We start from the raw sequence: 21197 nt of genomic DNA, 5'->3' as shown, positions 1-21197 counted from the left end.
ACTGACCAATCCCGGAGTCCCCCATGAGCAGTTTTTCCTGTGTGGTGATGGGCAATGAGTCCCTGCTGATCGAATGTGCCGAACAACTCCTGCGGGCGGGTGACCGCATCGGCGCGGTGGTCACCCGCAACCCCGACATCCGCTCGTGGGCGGCGAACCACAGGCTGCGTGTGGAACCCCCTGGCGAAGGGCTCGCCGAGCGCCTGTCCGACGTGGGCTTCGACTGGTTCTTCAGCATCGCCAACCTGTCGGTCATTCCCCAGCCGGTGCTGGCCAAAGCCACGCGCGGCGCCATCAACTTCCACGACGGCCCCCTGCCGCGCCACGCCGGCCTGAACGCGCCCGTCTGGGCCATCCTGGCTCGGGAAAAGCAGCATGGCGTGACCTGGCACATGATCGAAGGCGGCATTGACGAAGGTGACATCGTCAAGCAGCGCCTCTTCGACATGGCGCCCAACGAAACGGCGCTCACGCTGAACACCCGCTGCTACGAAGCAGCCATCGAAAGCTTCTCCGAGTTGCTGGCGGATCTGCACGGTGCAGGCCCCCAACGCCGCCCCCAGGACCTGAGCCAGCGCTCCTACCACGCGCGCCTGGACCGACCCGCCGCAGCGGCCCGCATCGACCTGTCCCGGCCCGCCGAGGAGGTGGTGGCCCTGGTGGCGGCGCTGGACCACGGCAGCTACTGGAACCCGATCAGCTGTCCCAAGCTGGTGGTCGGCGACCGGGTGCTGCTGGTGGCCACGGCGGTGGTGGAAGCAGGTGCCGCAGCGGCCCCGGGCGAGGTGCTGGAAGCGACCATGGGCGGGCTGGTGGTGGGCACTGCGTCGGTCCCGGTGCGCCTGGCCGGCCTGCGCGATACCCAGGGTGCCGCGGTGTGCCCGACCACCGTGGCGCAGGCGGGTGATCGCCTGCCACTGCCCGAGGCCGCCAGCACGGCGGCCCTCACTGCGGCCATGGCGCGTGTCGTCGCGGGTGAAGCCGCCTGGCGCAAATGCCTGCAGGCGCCCGAAGGGGTCGATCTGCCGCTGGTGTCCCCATCGTCCGGGTCTGCGCTCTGGCGCTCCCTGCCCCTGAACGCGCCCGCCGGCCTCGGCGGCGACCACCTGCTGACCGCCGCGGCGGCCTGGGTCGCGCGCGTCAGCGGCAAGAACCGTTTCGATCTGGCCTACCGGGACGCAGACATCCCGCAGGCCCCAGGCTTCCTCTCGACCTGGGTGCCGCTGCGCCTCGACGCCGCCGGGGACACCCCGTTCGCGGCGTTCTCGACCCAGTGTGCCGGCGCCTTGGCAGCCGCCCGGAAGGCGCCGGCCTTTGCGCTCGACTTGGTCGCCCGCGACCCGGCGATCAAGGCCCTCAACGTGCCCCAGGTCGGCCTGACCACGGGCGATGACGCGGCCGGCATCGACGGCACCGCCCTCACGATCCGGGTTACCGCGCAGGGCGGCTTCACCCTGTGGTACGACGAAACGCGCTTGGGCACCGAGACCGCCAACACCCTGTGCCAACGCCTGCAACGCGTGCTGGATGCCTTGGGCGAACCCAACGCGCAAGACACGCTGCTGAGCCGGCTCCCCGTCATGAGCGAGGCCGAACGCCAGCAGGTGCTCTATGGCTGGAACGACACCCGCTGCGACTACGAGCGCCACACCTGTGTGCACCAGTTCTTCGAGCAGCAGGTCCAGCGGACCCCAGACGCCACGGCGGTGGTGTTCGAAGGCGAGTCGCTGAGCTATGCACAGCTCAACCGGCGCGCCAACCAGGTCGCCCACCGCCTCATCGCCATGGGGGTGTTGCCCGGCACCCTGGTCGGGCTGTACACCCCCCGCTCGCTGGACCTGCTGGTCGGCGCCCTGGCCATCCAGAAAGCGGGCGGCGGTTATGTGCCGCTGGACCCGGCCTACCCGCCCGACCGCATTGCGCTCTACATCGAGGACAGCGGCGCGCCGGTGATCGTTGCCCAGTCCACGCTGGTCGACAGCCTGCCCGCCCACCAGGCCCAGGTGCTGGTGATCGACCTGGACCCCACCATTGCCAGCCAGCCCGACACCGATCCGGCCAGCGGCGTAGGTCCGTCCGACATCGCCTACATGATCTACACCTCGGGCTCCACCGGCCGCCCCAAGGGCGTGATGGTCGAGCACCGCAACGTGGCCAACTTCTTCCGCGGCATGGACGACCGCATCCGGCACGACCCGCCCGGGGTGTGGCTGGCCGTCACCAGCCTGTCCTTCGACATCTCGGTGCTCGAGCTGTTCTACACGCTGGCCCGCGGGTTCAAGCTGGTGCTCAGCAGCGACGAGAACCGGGCGCTGGTGTCGTCCGGGCGCATTGCCAGTGGCCAGAAGATGGACTTCTCCATCTACTACTGGGGCAACGACGACGGCGCCGGCCCCAAGAAGTACGAGCTGCTGCTGGAAGGCGCCAAGTTCGCCGACACCCACGGCTTCTGCGCGGTGTGGACGCCTGAGCGCCACTTCCACGCCTTTGGTGGCCCCTACCCCAACCCGTCGGTGACCGGCGCCGCGGTGGCGGCTGTCACCAAGAACATCGGCGTGCGCGCCGGCAGCTGTGTGGTACCGCTGCACCATCCTGCGCGCGTCGCCGAAGAGTGGGCCGTGATCGACAACCTCACCAATGGCCGCGCAGCGCTCGCAGTGGCGTCGGGCTGGCACCCGGACGACTTTGTGCTGCGCCCCGAGAACACGCCGCCCGCCAACCGCCAGGCCCTGTTCGATGCCACCGAACAGATCCGGCGGCTGTGGCGGGGCGAGGCGGTGGACTTCCCTACCAAAGACGGCACCTTTGCGGTCAAGACGCAACCGCGCCCCGTGTCGAAGGAACTGCCGATCTGGGTGACCACGGCGGGCAACCCCGAGACCTGGCGCGACGCCGGACGGGTTGGTGCCAACGTGCTGACCCACCTGCTGGGCCAGTCGATCGACGAGGTGGCCGAGAAGATCGGCCTCTACCACGAAGCGCTGCGCGAGGCCGGCCACGACCCGGCCAACTTCACGGTGACGCTGATGCTGCACACCTATGTGGCCCGAGACCGCGAGCAGGCACGCGAAACCGCGCGTGGCCCGATGAAGGACTACCTGCGCAGCGCCGCCGGCCTGATCAAGCAGTACGCCTGGGCCTTCCCCGCCTTCAAGAAACCAAAGGGCGTCACCAACCCGGCCGAGATCGACATCCGCACCCTCGACGCCGAGGAGCTCGAAGGCATCCTGGAATTCGCGTTCCAGCGCTATTTCGAGGACTCGGGCCTGTTCGGTACGGTGGAGGACTGCCTGGACCGGGTGGAGCAACTCAAGCGCATTGGCGTGCACGAAATCGCCTGCCTGATCGACTACGGCATCCCCTCCGAAAAGGTCATGGAAGGCCTCTACCCGCTGGCGGAGGTGCTGCGCAGGTCCAACGAGGGCGCCGGCCCGGCACCGGACGACTTCTCCATCGCGGCCCAGATCGTGCGGCACGGCGTGACGCACCTGCAGTGCACGCCCAGCATGGCGCGCATGATCGCCATGAACGACGAGGCCCGCCTGGCGCTGGGCAAGGTCCAGCACCTGATGATCGGCGGCGAGGCCCTGCCCGGTTCGCTGGTAGCCGAACTGTCCCAGCTCGGTGCGGCCACCATCGAGAACATGTACGGCCCCACCGAGACCACCATCTGGTCGTCCACGGAAACCGCGGGGCCCGACGAAAGCATCGTCAACATCGGTCGCCCGATTGCCAACACCCAGATGTACGTGCTGGACGAGCACCAGCAGCCGGTGCCAGTGGGCGTGCCCGGCGAACTGTACATCGGCGGCGACGGGGTCACCCGCGGCTACTGGCAGCGCCCCGACCTCACCGCCGAGCGCTTCCCGGCCGACCCGTTCGTGCGTCCGGAGTGCGTGGCACCCGGCGGTGCGCGCATGTACCGCACCGGCGACCTGGCGCGCTGGCGCGCAGATGGGCGCATCGACTTCCTTGGCCGTGCGGACTTCCAGGTCAAGATCCGCGGCTACCGCATCGAACTCGGTGAAATCGAAGCGGTGCTCGAGTCGTCCGATGGCGTCCAGCAGGCGGTGGTGGTGGCCCGCGAAGACCAGCCGGGCGACGTGCGCCTGGTGGCCTACCTGCGCGCCGACGCAGGCGTGTCGACCGAGCAGTTGCACGACTGGGCCGCCACCCGACTGCCCGAGCACATGGTGCCCGCGCACTTCGTGGTGGTCGATGAGTTCCCGCTCACGCCCAACCGCAAGGTGGACCGCAAGGCACTGCCTGCGCCGTCGCAGACCACCCAGCGCGAGCGCACCGAGGCTTTTGTCGCCCCCGAGAACGAGGTCGAGCAGAAGATCGCGGCCATCTGGTCCCGCATCCTGGGCGTGCCGCAGATCGGGTCCAAGGACAGCTTCTTCGCCCTGGGCGGTCATTCGCTGCTGGCGGTTCAGGCCCACCGCGAGATCAAGCAGGCACTCAACACCACCCGCCTGAGCATCACCGACATCTTCCGCTTCCCGACCCTCTCGGCGCTGGCGCAGCACCTGGACGACAGGCCGCGGGAGACCGCCGAGACCACAGCCGAATCCACGGAACGTGCGCAGATGCGGGCCGACGCGATGTCGCGCCGGCGCGCGATGCGCTCGGGCAAGCTGCCGCAGGACTGATGCAAGCGGTCGAATGCCATCAACCGACCACAGTGCTCCCGCTGCTGCAGTCCTTGCGCCTGCAGCTGGTGCAGGCTCTTGGCGCGGGCGTTGGCGTGGCCTGCACCGGCGTTGACGGCGAGCCGGACCTGCTCTGGCCCGCTGAACGTACGGCCATCCTGAAAGCAGTGCCGGCCCGACAGCGCGAATACGCCGCTGGGCGCGAGGCGGCACGTGCCGCGATGCAGCAGATCGGGTGTGTTCCCGCAGCCATTCCGACCGCCCCCGACCGCTCGCCAGTCTGGCCCGAAGGGCTGACGGGGTCCATCGCACACGGTGGGCGGGTGTGCCTGGCCGTGGTCGGCCGGCGGCACCAGGTACACGCGGTAGGCATCGACATCGAAGAAGACCGTGCCATGGCACCCGACCTCTGGCCGAGCATCTGCACCGCTGAAGAACTGACCCGTTTCGATCAGCTGCCGCCAGACGAGCGGGGACGGAGGGTGACCCGGCTGTTCTGCGCCAAGGAAGCCTTCTACAAGTGGCAGTACCCCCAGACCGGGCGCCTGCTGGACTTCCTTGATGTGCAAGTGACGTTCTCGGCGGATGCGACCGGTTTTGTGGTGCGCGCCAGCTCTGGCGGCACCCCGCTTCCCCAGTGCACCAAGGAAGGCACCCTGCTCGCGCGCGACGGCCTGGTGCTGGCCTGGCTGCTCGGGCCTGCCTCATGAACGAACGATGCGCGCCGACGAGCCATGCAACACCTTGAAAGCCCCCACATGAAGACCTCCGGCAGCCGCCTGCTGTTGTACGCACCCGTGCCGCTCTACGCCGGGAAGGACGGCTACCTGCTGGAAGACCAGGCCTGCAATGGGCTGCGCCTCTGGGCCGAAAACTTCGAGCAGGTCACGGTGATGCACCCGCTCGAGCCCGGCAGCCCTCCGCCGAGCTGGATCCCGGTGCGTTCGTCGGCGATCGACCTGGAGCGTGTGCACCTCGTCGCGCTGCCGTCGGCCTACCGCCCCGACCGCTTCTTCCGCTTCCTCCCTTCGGTGCGCCGCCAGATCGCCCAGCTGATCGACGAAGCGGACTTCCTGTCGTTCTCGATTGGCGGCCTCTTCGGCGACTGGGGTTCGGTCGCCGCCCTGGAGGCCCACCGCAAGGGTCGGCGTTTTGCCGTCTGGACCGACCGGGTCGAGTCCGAAGTGGTTCGGCACGAGGCCCGTGCGGCCCGCACCCGCCGGGCGCGGCTGAAAGCGTCGCTGTACCACCGGCCCATGGCCGCACTGGAGCGGGCCATCATCCGGCGCTCGGCCCTGGGGCTGTTCCATGGCGCAGAAACCTACGCCACCTACGCGCCCTACGCCTCACAGGCTGAAATCGTCCACGACATCCACCTCCGTGAGGAAGACCGCATCCCGCCCGAGGCCCTCCGCAACAAGCTGCAGGGTGTCATGGAAGGCCCGCTGCACATCTGCTATCTCGGCCGTGCCGACGTGATGAAGGGTGCCGACGACTGGATCCGGGTGATGGCGTCGCTGAGGGACGCCGGTGTCGATTTCCGTGCGACCTGGTGGGGGGACGGAGAACGGCTGCCCGAGATGAAGGCGCAGGTGGAACGCCTGGGGCTGACCGGGCAGGTCGCGCTGCCCGGGTTCATCAGGGACCGTGCGGCGATCCTGAAGGTCCTGCGCGAGGCCCAGGTGTTCGTGTTCTGCCACAAGACGCCGGAGTCGCCGCGAAACCTGATCGAAGCGCTGGTGTCCGGAACACCGCTGGTCGGCTACGACAGCCCGTTCCCGAAAGACCTGATCTCTGCCCACGGCGGCGGCCTGCTGACCCCAAAGGACGACGTCGGCGCCCTGGTGTCCAGTCTGGCCGGCCTGGCGCAGGATCGGCAGCGGCTGGCGGACCTGATTGGCCGGGCGGCGCAGGATGGTCACCCCTTCAACGACGTCGCCGTCTTCAGGCACCGCAGCGAGGTGATTCGTGCCCACCTCTGATGTTCAGTACGCGCATCTGCGCGAACTGCTGTGCAAGCGTGTGACGGACTATGGCGAACACGCGGCCTACGTGTTCCTGGGGCACGGTCTGGAAGCCAGCCACACGCTGAGCTATGCCGCGCTGTGCCAGTCGGCCGAAGCCATCGCGAAGCGTCTGCGCGCGCGCATCGGGTCAGGTGATCGGGTGTTGCTCGCATTCGACAACCACCTGGACGCTGTGCAGCTGTTCTGGGGCTGCATCCTGGCCGGCGCCATCCCCGTCCCGGCGCCTGCACCGGACAACAGGAATGCACGGAACAGCGAATCGCGCTTGCTGGGCATTGCCAACGATGCAGATGTGGCGCTGGCCATGACCGATGAGGAGCACATCGAAACCGGTCGCACCCAGATCCCCGAGCGCACCTGGTGCACGCTGGACACCCTGCTGAACGAGCCGCTGCAGACCGACGCGGTGGCGCCGTCACCCGAAGGCCTGGACGAGAGCCCGGTGGCGTATCTGCAGTACACCTCCGGGTCCACGAGCGCCCCGCGGGGCGTCGAGATCACCCACGACAACGTGCTGGCCCAGTGCCGCTCGTTGGTGAGCGGTGTGGACACGCCCCGGATGAAGGCACTGGTCTGGCTGCCCTGGTTCCACGACTACGGCCTGGTGCACGGCGTGCTCCAGCCGCTGTACTCCGGGGGCACCTCGTTTCTGATGTCCACCGTGCAGTTCCTGCTGCACCCCTTGAAGTGGCTGGAGGCCATTGCCCGGCATGGCGTCACCCACAGCGGTGCACCCAACTTCGCCTACGCCGCCTGCGTGCAGGCACTGGCCCGCGCACCGCAATGGAACGCCCGTCTGGACAGCTGGCGATACGCCACCTGCGGCGCGGAACCGGTGCGTGCCACCACGCTGGACGCGTTCTCGCAGGCCTTCACGCCTTTCGGGTTCCACCGTGCGGCACTGGCGCCTTCCTACGGACTGGCGGAAGCGGTGCTCGCAGTCACCGTGAAGAATGCCGCCACACCGCTGCAACAGATCACGCTGGATGCGCAGGCCATCGAACGCCACGAAGTGCGCACAGCCGCGCCGCAGGCGACGGGCACCAGAACGCTGGTGGGTTGCGGCTCGGCGCTGCCGGGTTTCCAGCTGCGCATCGTCGATCCCGACACCAGGACGCCCTGCGCCCCCGACCGGATCGGCGAGATCTGGGTGGCCGGACCGAGCGTGGGCCAGGGCTACTGGGGACAGCCCGACGTCTCCGCCGAGCACTTTGGCGGAACCCTTGCCCCCGAAGTTGCCGACCCCACGCGCTACCTGCGCACCGGCGACCTGGGTTTCCTGCACGGCGGCGAGCTGTTCGTAGCCGGCCGCCGCAAAGACCTGATCATCGCGAACGGCCGCAACCTCTACCCCCAGGACCTGGAGCAGACCGCTGAGTCGGCGCACCCTGGCATCCGGGGCGGTGGCGTCATTGCCATTTCGGTGGACAAGGGGGCGCGAGAGGCCGTCGTGATGCTGGTCGAGTGCAGCCGGCGCCCCTCGCCGGACGTGGTGCGGCAACTGGTCGATGCCGTCCACAAGCGGGTGGCCGCGGAGCACCAGGTCGATCTGCACGACATCGTTCCCCTGCGCACCGGCACCCTGCCCCGGACCTCCAGCGGCAAGCCACAGCGCAACGCGGCCCGGCGCCTCTACTTGGAGGGGCGGCTGGAGCCCCTGCGCCTGTCGGTCCAATCCTCCACAAACACGGCGACGGACCACACCGCCAATGCCGCGCTGCTGGACTGCCTGGCCCTGCTTTGGTCCGAGATCCTCGGGCACGAGGTGATCGACCACGACGCGAACTTCTTCGATCTGGGGGGCGATTCGTTGCTAGCCACACAGCTGGTCTCGCGTCTGCGCACGAGGCTTGGCCTCGACCTGCCCATCAGCGCGGTGTTCGAGACGCCCACGGTGCGCGGACTCGCCGAGCGGCTGATGCAGTTGTCGCCCACGCCGGACAGCGCCGTGGCGAGCCCGTCGGTGCCGGCCGCGGCCACACCTTCTGCGGCGCGCGGCCCCGGCAGCCGGCTGGGCCTGTCGTTCTCCCAGGAGCGCATGTGGTTCATGCACGAACTGGCACCGCAGAGCAGCGCGTACAACATCCCGCTGGCCATGCGGTTGAAGGGGCCGCTGGAGGTGGCGGCCCTGCAGAAGGCCATGGATCGCGTGGTCGAACGCCACGAAGTCCTCCGCACACGCTTTGTCAAGACCGCTGACGGCGTGTTTGCCGAGGTGGTGCCGCCACCGGCCGTGCCCCTTCAGCAGGTGCGGCTGGCCACCGAGGGACGCGGTGTGCCCGACGGGGTACTGCGCCGCCATCTGGCCGATGTCACCTGCCAGCCCTTTGTGCTGGACCAGTGCCCGCTGGTCCGCGCACAGCTCATCCACCTGGCCGAACAGGACGCGGTTCTGCTGATCGTGATGCACCACATCGTCAGCGACCAGTGGTCGTTCGCGGAGCTGGGGCGCGAGCTGGCGGCTCACTACAGCGCCCTGGTGTCCGGGTCCGAGGCCTGCCTGCCCGAGCTCCCGATCCAGTACGCGGACTACGCGGTCTGGCACCGGGACTGGTTTGAAACCGAGCGACGAAGCAGCGAGCTCGCGTACTGGTCGCAGCGGCTGAACGGCCTGGAGCTGCTGCCGCTGAACAACGACTTGCAACGCCCCCTGGAGCAGAGCTTCCGCGGTGCGGCGTTGCGCTTTCCACTGGAGCACGAGCACATCGCCGGCCTGCGCGCGCTCGGCGCGGCGCACGGGGCCAGCCTGTCCATGGTGCTGATCGCGGCACTCAATGTGCTGCTGCATCGGCACACGGGCAAGACCGACATCGGCATCGGCGTGCCCATTGCCAACCGGCACCATCTGGCCTCCGAGAACCTCATCGGCACCTTCGTCAACACCCTGGTGTTCCGGACCGATCTGGACGGCAACCCGGACTTCCTCACGGTGCTTTCGCGCGTGCGCACCGTCTCCCTGGAGGCCTTTTCGCACCAGGACATGCCCTTCGAGGTGCTGGTCCGCGAACTCGCGGCCCGGCCGGACAGCAGCCGCCAGCCGCTGTTCAACGTGCTCTTCAACATGGTGAACACGCAGGCCCGGGACTGCCACTTCGAAGGCCTGACCTGGTCGCGGCTGGACTTCGACCGGGCGTCGACCCAGTTCGACCTGAGTGTGGTGGTCGACGTGATGTACGACCAGGCCTTCACGATCGAGTACGCCACCGACCTGTTCGTGCCGGAGACGGTGCAGCGCATGGGCGAGCACCTGCTGCAGATCCTGCGCATCGCCATCCAGGCGCCGGACTCCCGCGTGGCCACACTCCCGCTGCTGAGCGAGGCCGAACGCGAGCACCTGAACCAGTGGTCGCATGGCCCCGTCGAGGCACCCGTCGCCGCATCGGCGCACGCCTGGGTGACCCGGGGGTTGCTGCAGTCGGCCCAGCGGCCCGCGCTGGTCCACGGCGCTGCGCGGCTGACCCACCACGAACTGGACGAGGCTTCGAACCGGCTGGCGAGGCTGCTGCGCCAGCGCGGCGTTGCGCGGGGTTGCCGTGTGGGCGTCTGCCTGCCCCGCAACCACGAACTGGTGATCGTGCTGCTGGCCATCCTCAAATCAGGCGCGGCCTACGTGCCCCTGGACCCGGACTATCCCCGGCAACGGCTGAGCGACCAGATGCTGGACGCCGAGCTGGCGCTGCTGGTGAGCCACAGTTCGGTGGTGCTGGACGAGGACCAGACCCCCCGCCTGCTGGTCGATAGGGACCGCGCGCAGATCGACGCGGCCGCACCGCACCGGCTGCCGGACGATGCCCTGCTCGATGCCCGCCCGGAAGACCCGGCCTACCTGATCTACACCTCCGGCTCCACCGGTCGGCCCAAGGGGGTCGCCGTGCCACACCGGGCCATGGTGAACCTGCTGGAGAGCATGGCGCGCGCGCCCGGCTGCACCGTGCACGACCGGTTGCTGGCCGTGACCACCCCCAGCTTCGACATCGCCGTCCTGGAGCTGTTTCTCCCCTTGGGCACGGGCGGCACCGTGGTGGTGGCCAGCCAGGCCGACGCCACCGATGGTCGGGCGCTGGCCGAGCTGTTGGCGCGAGAGGACATCACCGTGCTGCAGGCCACACCGTCGCGCTGGCACCTGCTGCTCGACGCAGGCTGGGCTGGCAACCCGCGGCTCAAGGCGCTGGTGGGCGGCGAGCCCCTGACGCCCGATCTTGCCAGCCAGCTGCTCGCCCGCTGCGGCGAGGTCTGGAACATGTACGGCCCCACCGAAACCACGGTGTGGTCCAGCTGCTGGCGGGTGTCTCCGGGCGCCGTCCAGGCCATCGACCTGGGCCGCCCGGTGCTCAACACCTCGATCCAGGTGCTCGACCCGCACCTGCAGCCATGCCCGATCGGAGTTCCCGGGGAGATCTACATCGGCGGCACCGGCGTGGCCATCGGCTACCACCGGCAGACGGCACTGACCGCCGAGCGTTTCATCGACCAGCCCGATGCACTGGACCCGCTCACCACACGCATCTACCGCACGGGGGACCGCGGGCGCTGGCGCTGCGACGGGTCGCTGGAGCACGGAGGCCGACTCGACGACCAGATCAAACTGCGCGGGTTCCGGGTGGAGCTCGGGGAAATCGAGTCCCGGCTGCTCTGCCACGAGGCCATCGCGCGTACGGTGGTCATGCTGCGCGAGGACTCGCCAGGTCAGCCCCGGCTGGTGGCCTACGTGGTCCCCAGAGGGCCTCTGCCTTCTCGCGACGAGCTGCGCGAGCACCTGCGCCGCTGGCTGCCGGACCACATGGTGCCCGGCCTGTTTGTCGCACTGGACAGCATCCCGGTGCTGCCCAACGGCAAGACCAACCGCCGTGCGCTGCCAGAGCCCTCCGTCAATCCTTCGGGAGGGCGCACCTCGCTGACCCCACCCCGCAACACCACCGAAACGGTCATCCTGTCCATCTGGCAAGCCGCCCTGCAGACCGAAACGATCGGCATCCACGACAACTTCTTCGACCTCGGCGGGCACTCGATCCTGGCCGTGGGGGTGGTCAGCCGCATTGAGTCGGCGCTGCAACGGCCCTGCGCGCTGGCCCTGCTGTTCAAGCATCCCACGGTGGCGGAGCTGGCCGAGGCGCTGTCGCAGACCTCGCCCGGGGACCACAAGGACATCCCGGTGGCGGTGCTGCAACCCCTTGGTCAGGGTCCTGGCCTCTTCCTGCTGGCAGGCGCGGAGATGTACAGGCGGCTGGCGCAGCTGCTTGATCCGGGCATGCCGGTGTACGGCGTGTTCTCACAGACCGAAATCGACTTGTTGGAACAGCCGACGGACCTGGCGCCTCCCGCGGTGACCGTGGAGACGCTGGCGCGGGAATACAAGGGTCTGATCCGAAGCATCCAGCCGCACGGCCCCTATTTCCTCGGTGGATTTTCGATTGGCGGCCTGCTCGCGTTCGAGGTGGCACGACAGCTGCAGACAGAGGGCGAAACCATCGGCCTGATCGCCTTGCTCGACTCCAGATTGCCCGGACATGGCTTCAGGCACCTGGTGGCGGGGGTGGTCAGGCGCCTGCGCCTGCTCCGGCGCGGGGGGCTGGGGCACGTCCTGCACGTCTACCGTGTGTTCCGGCACCAGACCGAACACCGACACGAACCCGGCAGTCGGCGCATCCAGGTCTATGCCAAGGCCATGCGCGACCACGAGGCCACACCCTGTGACCTGCCCGCCGTCTTCCTGCAAGCCGGTGACGACCTGTCCACGGCGCCGGCCTATGGCTGGCGCTCGCTGCTGCCACGGTTGACCATCGAACGCGTGCCTGGAAAACACATGGACATCCTGGAGCCACCCCATGTGGAGGTGCTGGCCGCAGCGATGCGCCCGCACCTCGCCGACGCCAGACGCATGGGCACTTCCCCGGTCCAGACCGGTCATACTGCGTCGCCCTCTTCAACCCGTGCCTCCACCACATGATGCTGAAACACTCGTTGAAATACCTGCTGGCCTTCGCACTCACCGCCTGCGGATGGCACAAGTCGCTCGACCCGGTCGAACTCTCGGCCCTGTACACGCAGCCGTTGTCGCCGCCTGACAAGCCGCTGCGCGTCTTCCACATCGGCCACAGCCTGGTCAACAAGGACATCCCCATGATGCTGGAGCAGCTGGCCGGCGCAGGCCACGACCACCGCTCGCAGCTGGGATGGGGCGCCTCGCTGAGGTCGCACTGGGAACCTGACGTTCCGGTCAACGGCTTCGAGATCGAGAACGCGCACCCCCGCTACCAGGACGCGCACCAGGCCGTCAACAGCGGCCAGTTCGACGTACTGGTCCTGACGGAGTCGGTGGAGATCAAAGACGCGATCAAGCACCACGACAGCCCGCAGTACATCCGCCAGTGGGCACGGGCAGCGCGGGCAGCCAATCCCAAGATCCGGGTCTACCTCTACGAGCTCTGGCACGAGCTGAACGACCCCAAAGGCTGGCTGGAACGGCTGGACGAGGACCTGAGCCTCTACTGGGAGGGTGTGCTCCTGGCAAGGGGCCTGGCGCACGGCGACACCGGCGGTCCGGTGTACGTCATTCCCGCCGGCCAGGTGATGGCCCGTCTGGTGCGGGAGGTGGAAGCCCGCGGTGGCGTCGACCGGCTGCGATCGCGCGAAGACCTGTTCTACATCAGCGACGAGGGCATACGCGACATGATTCATCTCAGTGCGCTGGGCAACTACCTCGTCGCCCTCACCCACTACGCGGTCCTCTATCACCGCCCGCCTCCGGCAGAGCCGCAGACCATCCGGCTGGTCGACGGGACGCAGCTGCCCCCCATCTCGCCGGAACTGGCCCGACTGATGAGCGAGGTGATCTGGTCGGTGGTGACCAGCTACCCCAAGACCGGCGTGGCACAGCGCGGCAGCTGATGCGGGTCGCCCGCTCGTCGTAACCCGATACATTTGTTCCATGGCACTCTCGAAGAGACCCCATCGATCCATCCTCAAGCGCCGCGGAAGCATCTCCACGGCGGTGCAGGCCGTGGTGGACGTGGTGGCCGTGATGACCCTGTCCCTGCTGCTGATCCAGAAACACATCGGCACCGTCACCACGCCCTATTCCGTGCTGCTGCTCCTTCTGGCCATGGTGATGGTGTTCGCCTACAACCAGTTCGGCGTCTACCGCAGCAACAGCAGTTTCACGCGCAAGGCCCTGACCCTTTTCAAGGCCTGGTCGCTGACATTCGGCTTCCTGCTGGTGGTCGGTTTTGTGACCAAGCAGACCGATGTGTTTTCCCGCCTGCTGCTGGGGCAGCTGTTCATCGCGGGCTATCTGCTGCAGGTTTTTCTGCAGTACCTCAGCCGCGAGATCCAGATCCGGGTCATGGTCCACGCTCTGCCTGCCGAGAACGTGCTGATCGTCGGAACGGGCAAGCTCGCGAGCTATCTGCAGAACAAGATTTCGGGCAACCCTTGGCTGAACCAGAAGGTGGTGGGCTGTCTGGAGCTGCCCTCGGCCGCGCAGGGCAGCGAGGCCAGGGCGGGCGCCACCCTGTACGAAAGCTCGGACTTCGCATCGCTCAAGGAGCTCAACATCATCGGACCGCTCGACCAGATGCTGTCCATCATCGAGCGCCACGACGTGCGCACGGTGTATTTCGCCATCCCCCTGGGCGAGTCCGACCTGATCGAGAACCTGTATTTCCAGCTGCTGGACCGCCATGTGTCGGTGCACTGGGTTCCGGACATCTTCTCGCTGCTGCTGGTCAATCACAGCGTTCGGGAGATCGCGGGACTGCCCGTGCTCACCCTGTCTGAAACGCCGCTGACGGGCACCAGGCTCCTGCTCAAGGCACTGGAAGACCGCATCCTGGGGCTGCTGATCCTGGTGATCATTTCGCCGGTCCTGCTGATCATCGCCGCGGCCATCAAGCTCGACAGCCAGGGCCCCGTGTTCTTCCGGCAGGCGCGCATGGGATGGAGCGGGCGGGTGTTCCACATCTGGAAGTTCCGCAGCATGTACGTGCACCAGCCCGAGGCCGGCGTGATTCGCCAGGCCACCCGCAACGACCCCCGGGTGACCCGCGTGGGGGCCTTCCTCCGCAAGACCAGTCTGGACGAGCTTCCGCAGGTCTTCAATGTCCTCATGGGCGAGATGTCGCTGGTGGGACCCAGACCACACGCCGTACAGCACGACGAGCTGTACTCCAAGGGCATCAACGCCTACTTTGCCCGCCACAACATCAAACCAGGCATCACGGGACTGGCCCAGGTGCGGGGCCTTCGAGGCGAGACCACCGACATCGAGCGCATGCAGGCGCGCATCGAGGCGGACATCGAGTACATCAACAACTGGTCCCTGTGGCTCGACTTTTCCATCCTGCTGCGCACCCTGGGTGCACTGACGGGCAAGAATGCGTACTGAACTCGCCAGGCCGGTGGAAGGGGCGCAGACCTTCTGGAACTACGAACCCAGCCAGCCGCGCCCGCGCATCATCGTGGCCCGGTGGCGGGCCCGCCGGACGCGACAGAAGCCCCCGGTCTGGAAGCCTGTGGTCCCGGCCAGCGGAGCCGGCCGCTGGCTCATGTACTTCCTGTACGCGCCCCAGGGCCAGTTGTCGACCCAGCACCGGTTCACGCTCCAACGCCTCGCATCAGAGGATGCCTCGGTGATGATCGTGTGCGCCTGCCCCCCCGGTCACCCGGTGCTCGATGAGCTGAAGCGGCACTGCGATGCGCTGTACTGGAAAGGGACGGATGGCTTTGACTTCTCGGCCTACGCGATCTGCCTGAACGAGCTGGCACAACGGGCTCCAGGCTCCGATGTGCTGATGTTCAACGACTCCGTGCTCGGTCCGTTTTCCCCGCTGACTCCCTTTGTCGAGCAGGCCCCCTGGCGGGTGGCGGGCTTGAGCGCCAACGCGCTCGAAGAGAACCACCTGCAGTCCTTTGCCCTGATCGCCCGGCAGGTCGACGCGGAGCTGCTGAAAGTGATCGCGCCGGTGATTTCCACCGAGTGGTGCTACGACTCCTCCGAATCGGTCATCCTGCTGCAGGAGACCCTGCTGGCCCGGGTGGCCAGCCCCCACGTCAGCGTGGGCGCCTACTGGTACACCGATGGCTCACGCCATCTGGACCTGTGCCTGAATTGCCCGGAACAGATGATCGACGCCGGCTTCCCGCTGCTCAAGCGCTCGCTGTTCGGCAAGTTCGTTGGCCGCTTCCAGAGCATCGCCTCCATGCAGGCGCTGCTGCACCGGCTGGATCACCCCGCCGTGATGGGTTTTTCGCCCAGAAAAGACTGAGCTGCCTGCAAAGTCACGTGGCGTCGCCGCCGCAAGGGTCCTGGCTCACCCTGTCCAGTCCCGGGTGCAGTCCGCTCATGCGCCAGGCCAGACGGGCCTCGGAGAAGCGTCCGTTCCGGTCCTGCGCGTGCTGGGCGTTCATGTTGAAGCGCTGCAGGCGGAAGAGGTCTGCACCGGGTGCGTTGCTGCCCCAGCGGGTGGTGACGGCCGCCCGGTAGCCGGCCTCGCGGGCCTGCGCCACACACCGCGAATCAAAAGACCCGTTGGGATAGCAGAAGGTGGTCACCGGCGTGCCGAGCACGGCTTCCAGCTTCTGGCGGGAGCCGGCGATCTCGGCGCGCAGTTCGTCGTCCGTGCACTGCGGCAGCAGCGCGTGGGAGTGGGAGTGGCTGCCGATCTCGTGACCGCGGGCCACGAGGTCTTTCATCTGCTCGACACTCATGAACCCATCCCAGCCGGGCCGCTGGGCGGGGGGCAGCACGCCGCTGGCGCGCCGCATCCAGTCCTCACGCTGCGCGGGGCTCCAGCGCTTCGTGTGCTCCAGCGCGGCTTCAACGGTGAGAAGGCCCGCCACACCGCCCAGTGCCCCCCCAGGGTGCAGCTCGGCCAGCAACGCGAGCGCTGCGCCACGATCAGTGGATCCGGACCGAACGCCCCCTTCTGACAGATGGTTCACCAACCATGCGACCGAGACCGCCATGGTGTCGTGCCACAGCGGCGTCGAATCCTCAAGGACCTGGCTGGGAACATAGAAGCTGGCGGTCACGCCATGCTTCTCCAGCACGGGCAGCGCGTTCTCGTAGTTGTCGAGCTGGCCATCGTCGAAGGTGATCGCCAGCAGTGGCCGGCTGGCGATGCGACCTTGTTTCCACAGCCCGAGGGCGGCATCAAGCGACTGGCACTGGAAATGGCGGGTGAGAAACCGGAGGTGGTCGTCCAGTTCGTCCGGGGTGACGGCGAGGCCCGGCAGCGGGTAGAGCCGCCGCTGCGGCTCGGTCAGGACGCGGTGGAAGGTGACGACGGAGAGCCTTTGCCCGAGCCGGACCGATGGTGCGGTCACGCGGGTCATGGACAGCGCCAGGCCGCAGGTGTCCCGGACCAGGGCCTTGAGGGTCGAGACCGCGCTCATGGCAACTCCCTGCGCGCGCTCATGCGCTGGCCCCGGCGAGCGGAGCAAAGATCTCACGCAGCTGTTGCGCCGACCGGTCGACATCGTGCCGCTCCAGCGCCCGCGCCCGCGCCCCTTCGCCCATGGCTTGGAGCTGCGGCGCCTCCGTTTCGAGGCAGCGGCGCATGGCCTGCGCCAGCTCCAGGGCGTTGCCGGGCGCCACAACCCAGCCGTCCTGACCATCGCGCACCAGCTCGGGAATGCCAGACACGCGTGTGGCGATCACCGGCCTCGCACAGGCCATGGCCTCCATCAGCACGACCGGCAAGCCCTCGGCAAAGCTGCTGAGCACCAGCGCGCGCGAGGCCTCGATCTCCTTGCGCACATCGGCACCCGAAATCCAGCCGGTGATGCGCACCCGGTCCGCCACACCGCGCAGCTGGCAGTGCTGTTCGATGGCGGACCGGAGCTCGCCGTCGCCCGCCAACACCAGCTCGGCATCCACGCCCTGACGACGCAGCTCGCCCAGCGCGTCGATCAGCACGAACTGCCCTTTCTCCGAGCTCAATCGCCCCACGCAGACAAAGCGCCGCACCGCGTTGAACGGCTGCGCGGGAGGCGCACGGTAGCCCTCGTCCAGTCCGCAGTGCACCACCGAGATCTTTTTCCAGTGAGAGGGCTCCACCCAGCGGCACAGCTGGCTTCGTCCGTACTCGCTGACCGCGACCACATGCGCCGCACGGCGCACCTTCTCGGGAATGCCGATGAACTGTGCGGCGTCTGTCTCCACCGTGCCGTGCGCGGTGAAGCTGAAGGTGCCGCCGTTGATCTGTGCCGCCAGCATGGCCACCGTGGCAGGGTTCGAACCGAAGTGCGCGTGCAGGTGCGGCACTTCTTCCTTGCGCATCCAGTTCCCGACGATGCAGGCCTCGACCAGATAGGCCACATGGTGCAGCAGACTGCGCTCCGCACGGCGGGACAGCCGCCACGCGGAACGGGCCGCGGCCATGAAGGCCCTCGGCCGTCGCACCACGGCCGCCATCACGTGGGCGAGCGTGGACATGGCGCCCGCACCCAGCACGTAGCGCGTGCGCCGCAGTTCCTCGACGTCCGCTGAGTCGGGGCTTCCGTCCGACGGCCCTCGGATCGCAAAACGCAGCACCTCGACACCCTGCCGCTCCAGCGCTGCGATTTCTCTGCGGATGAAACTGTGGCTGACCTTCGGATACTCGCTGATGAGGTAGGCCACCCTCATGGCGCGGACTCCACGGACAGGCCGTGCCGCCTCGCCCACGCGGCCAGCGCGTACAGGCACCAGATCCGCGTCCAGTAGAGACCCGGGGCGCCCGACCGGTAGGCACGCCAGAGGTCGGCCACCACGGTCGGCGCCAGCCCCACGCTGGCCATCAGGTCGCAGTCCGTGAGCACCTCGCCCACCTCCGATCCCAGCGCGCCGAGCAGCCAGTGGTCGTAGGGCAGCTCGAAGCCCGATTTGGGCCGGTCAAACAGGGCCGGGTCCAGCCCCTGAAGCCCCGCGCTGCGCAACATCGACTTCGAACGCACCGGATGGAAACGGATGTCGTCCGGCAAGGCCGCCACCGCTTCGAGCAGTTGCTGATCGACCAGGGGCAGGCGGGTCTCGATGGAGGCGGCCATGCTTGTCGAGTCGGCGTCGCGCAGCAGACGCTCGCCCAGGAATAGGCGCTGCTCCAGCGCAGCGATGGACGACAGATCGCTGCGGCCCTCCACCTCCGCGCGCAGCGCCGCGACCACCTCGGACGGCAGCCCCCAGTAGCCCGCGTCCAGCCCCTGCGCCGCCGTGCCCAGCAGGCTGCGGTGGGTGTCGGGCAGAAACAGCGCGTAGGCACATTGGTAGAGCGCCAGCAGGTCGTCCCCGGCCTCGACCATGGTCGGCAGCTTGGCCCAGCGGGTCTGGGGCCGGAAAGCCCCGCCATTGGGCGCCTTCCAGCGCGCAAACGCCCGCGCGCCGGCGTTGCGCAGAGCGCCCGGAACGAAGCCAAGGCGGCGCGACCATGCCGCCATCGCAGGAAGGTCGCGGAACGAGGTGTAGCCACCGAACAGCTCGTCGCCTCCGCTGCCCACCAGGGCCACCTTGAAACCGGCCTGCGCGACGGCCTGCGACATGAAAAACGAGTTCAGCCCGTCAAAGCTCGGTTGGTCCAGGCTGCCCATGGCCTCGTCCAGCCGGTCGACAAAGCCCTCCTGGCGCAGGACGATCTCGTGGTGCTGCGTGCCGATCGCTCTGGAGACAGCCCGGGCAATCTCTCCTTCGTTGCGTTCCTGCTCGGCAAATGCCAGCGTGAACGAGTGCACCGGATCGCGGGAGACGCGCTTGGCCACGTTGGCTATGGCGGAGGAGTCCACCCCGCCCGAGAGGAAGACCCCAAGCGGCACATCGGACGCGAGATGCCGGCGCACGCTGTCCTCGAGCGCCATGGCCACGTCCTGGTCGGTCGATTCACCATTGCGCGGCAGCGCGGCCTGCGTCCAGTAGCGCTTGCGCCGCAACTCGCGACCGTCCTGGGAGTAGACCCTCATCTCGCCCGGCCATAGCGACTCGATGCCATCGACGATGGTTTCCGGCGCCACCGTGAACCCGTTCCAGACCATGCTGGCCACGGCCGACCGGCGCAGGCGGGGCTTGCGCAGCAGACCGGAGCGCAGCAGGGCGCGCACCTCGGACGCGAACGCGAAGGTCCAGTCGCCCGAGGCGTCGGGGTTCCTCATGAAGTACAGCGGCTTGATGCCCAGCGCGTCGCGCGCCAGCAGCAGCTCGCTGCGGCGCGGGTCCCACACGGCCAGCGCGAACATGCCACGAAGCTCCTGCACGGCGTCGAACCCGTGCATGCTGATGAGCCGCAGCATGGCCGCCGTGTCACCGCTCGACCACAGGGTCTGGCCCTGGGTGCCGAGCGCCCTGCGGATGTCGATGTAGTTGTAGATCTCGCCATTGAGCACGGTAACGTCGCCGCGCTGCGGATCCGTCATCGGCTGCGAGGCTGCCGAAGTGAGGTCGAGAATCGACAGCCGCCGGTGCCCGAGCATGACGCCCCAGCCACGGGCGTCCGCCGGCCCCATCCAGATGCCGTCGCCATCCGGTCCTCGATGCGCCATGGCATCCGTCATGCGTTGCAGCGCGAGGCGGTTCGCCTCACCGACGCGTCCGACGATTCCAGCCAGGCCGCACATCAGGCACGCCCCGTCAGTTCGCGCGCCGCGCGGGCTTTGCCGACCAGCAGCGCCCGGAACTGGTAGGCGCGCAGGAAGCGCCGGAACTCCGGGTTGTCGTAGCGCGGCTTGCGCTGCAGGGCCGCCTTCAGCCAGCCCCACAACATGGCTGCACTGCCGAGCACGTAGGGTTTCTGGTTGACGCGCGACAACGCGCTCGCCGCCATGAACAGGAAGCCGGTCCCCATGAAGTACTGGCCGTAGCCGTGGCGCATGCGGCCGGTGTAGATGCTGTCCTGGCTGGAGCCCATGGGTCGCAGGTGCACGAAGCGCAGATCGGGGTCGTCCCAGCTGCAGGCGATCCAGCCCTTCATGCGGCATTGGTGGCAGTCGATGCCATCCCACATCACCTCGCGCACAAAGCCGCCGATCGCCTCGAAGCAGCTGACCCGGTAGAACTTGGTCATGCCCAGCGACGTTTCATCGCCATGGCGCTCTGGAATGAGCTGCCCACCCTCCTCCACATAGGCCTTGCCGCTGCAGGTGGCTATACGGGGATCGTCGGCCATGCGCTGCATCAGGATCTCGAAGTACCTGGGTGGCAGACGCAGGTCCAGATCCAGCTTGCAGACGAACTCGTAGTCCTGCGGATGGATCGCTGCGTATCCGGAATAGAAGGCGTCCACGACGCCCGGGCCTACCGCGCGATGACCTCGGTCCTGGCGGGTGACGATCTGGATCCAGTCGTGGCGGGCAGCGTACTCGGCCAGGATCTGCGGCGTCGCATCGCTGGAGCCGTCATCGACGATGACCCAGCGGGCCGGGCGAACAGACTGGCCCACCACGGTGTCCAGCGTCTGGCGCATGTACTTCGCCTCGTTGCGGCACGGCGAGATCAAAACATAACGCTGTGTCATATCTGGGTTGTGCACATCTTGGGTTTTGGGCCACGCAACTG

11 protein-coding genes and 1 tRNA gene are annotated in these 21197 nt (G+C 68.0%); 7 read left to right on the top strand and 5 right to left on the bottom strand.

All coding sequences use genetic code 11. The features are described 5' to 3' along the window. Positions 1-23: 23 nt before the first annotated feature. The 7 genes from BC358_RS05865 to BC358_RS05835 are packed head-to-tail and all read left to right on the top strand — an operon-like array spanning position 24 to position 15942. Complete coding sequence (locus BC358_RS05865) at positions 24-4652, top strand: MupA/Atu3671 family FMN-dependent luciferase-like monooxygenase (RefSeq protein WP_079365102.1); 4629 nt, start codon at positions 24-26, stop codon at positions 4650-4652. Beyond that, complete coding sequence (locus BC358_RS05860; protein ID WP_079365101.1) at positions 4652-5362, top strand: 4'-phosphopantetheinyl transferase; 711 nt, start codon at positions 4652-4654, stop codon at positions 5360-5362. The genes BC358_RS05865 and BC358_RS05860 overlap by 1 nt, the downstream gene beginning before the upstream one ends. Positions 5363-5410: 48 nt before the next feature. Beyond that, positions 5411-6634 carry a glycosyltransferase gene (locus BC358_RS05855; protein WP_179130016.1) on the top strand — a complete coding sequence of 408 codons (1224 nt, stop codon included), beginning with the start codon at positions 5411-5413 and terminating at the stop codon, positions 6632-6634. Then, positions 6621-12626 carry a non-ribosomal peptide synthetase gene (locus BC358_RS05850; protein WP_079365099.1) on the top strand — a complete coding sequence of 2002 codons (6006 nt, stop codon included), beginning with the start codon at positions 6621-6623 and terminating at the stop codon, positions 12624-12626. The genes BC358_RS05855 and BC358_RS05850 overlap by 14 nt, the downstream gene beginning before the upstream one ends. Beyond that, positions 12623-13567: a hypothetical protein gene (locus BC358_RS05845; protein WP_143434193.1), complete on the top strand. Its 945-nt coding sequence runs from the start codon at positions 12623-12625 to the stop codon at positions 13565-13567. Before BC358_RS05850 ends, BC358_RS05845 begins: the two co-directional genes overlap by 4 nt. Before the next feature lie 40 nt (positions 13568-13607). Next, positions 13608-15062 (top strand): undecaprenyl-phosphate glucose phosphotransferase, encoded by a 1455-nt coding sequence (locus BC358_RS05840; protein ID WP_079365098.1) that lies wholly within the window; start codon positions 13608-13610, stop codon positions 15060-15062. Continuing rightward, on the top strand, positions 15052-15942 hold the full coding sequence (locus BC358_RS05835; RefSeq protein ID WP_143434192.1) for a hypothetical protein: 891 nt from the start codon (positions 15052-15054) through the stop codon (positions 15940-15942). Before BC358_RS05840 ends, BC358_RS05835 begins: the two co-directional genes overlap by 11 nt. Before the next feature lie 13 nt (positions 15943-15955). Here BC358_RS05835 and BC358_RS05830 read toward each other — a convergent pair whose 3' ends face one another. The 5 genes from BC358_RS05830 to BC358_RS05815 form a co-directional block, all read right to left on the bottom strand. Further along, complete coding sequence (locus BC358_RS05830) at positions 15956-17071, bottom strand: polysaccharide deacetylase family protein (protein ID WP_179130015.1); 1116 nt, start codon at positions 17069-17071, stop codon at positions 15956-15958. A gap of 19 nt (positions 17072-17090) precedes the next feature. Continuing rightward, positions 17091-17942, bottom strand: coding sequence for a glycosyltransferase family 4 protein (locus tag BC358_RS05825; protein WP_179130014.1), 852 nt, complete (start codon positions 17940-17942; stop codon positions 17091-17093). Continuing rightward, positions 17894-18002, bottom strand: a tRNA-OTHER gene (locus BC358_RS22070). The genes BC358_RS05825 and BC358_RS22070 overlap by 49 nt, the downstream gene beginning before the upstream one ends. A gap of 299 nt (positions 18003-18301) precedes the next feature. After that, the gene (gene asnB / locus BC358_RS05820) at positions 18302-20260 is read right to left on the bottom strand and encodes an asparagine synthase (glutamine-hydrolyzing) (protein WP_079365095.1); all 1959 of its coding nucleotides are present in this window, start codon (positions 20258-20260) and stop codon (positions 18302-18304) included. Next, a complete protein-coding gene (locus BC358_RS05815) occupies positions 20260-21156 on the bottom strand; it encodes a glycosyltransferase family A protein (protein ID WP_079365094.1) in 897 nt (298 codons plus the stop codon). Before BC358_RS05815 ends, asnB begins: the two co-directional genes overlap by 1 nt. Between the last annotated feature and the right edge of the window lie 41 nt (positions 21157-21197).

The sequence above is a fragment of the Hydrogenophaga sp. H7 genome, assembly GCF_002025745.1.
GTDB lineage: Bacteria > Pseudomonadota > Gammaproteobacteria > Burkholderiales > Burkholderiaceae_C > Hydrogenophaga > Hydrogenophaga pseudoflava.
Note: the sequence above shows the minus strand (reverse complement) of the source record. Positions and strands in the feature narration are given on the sequence as shown.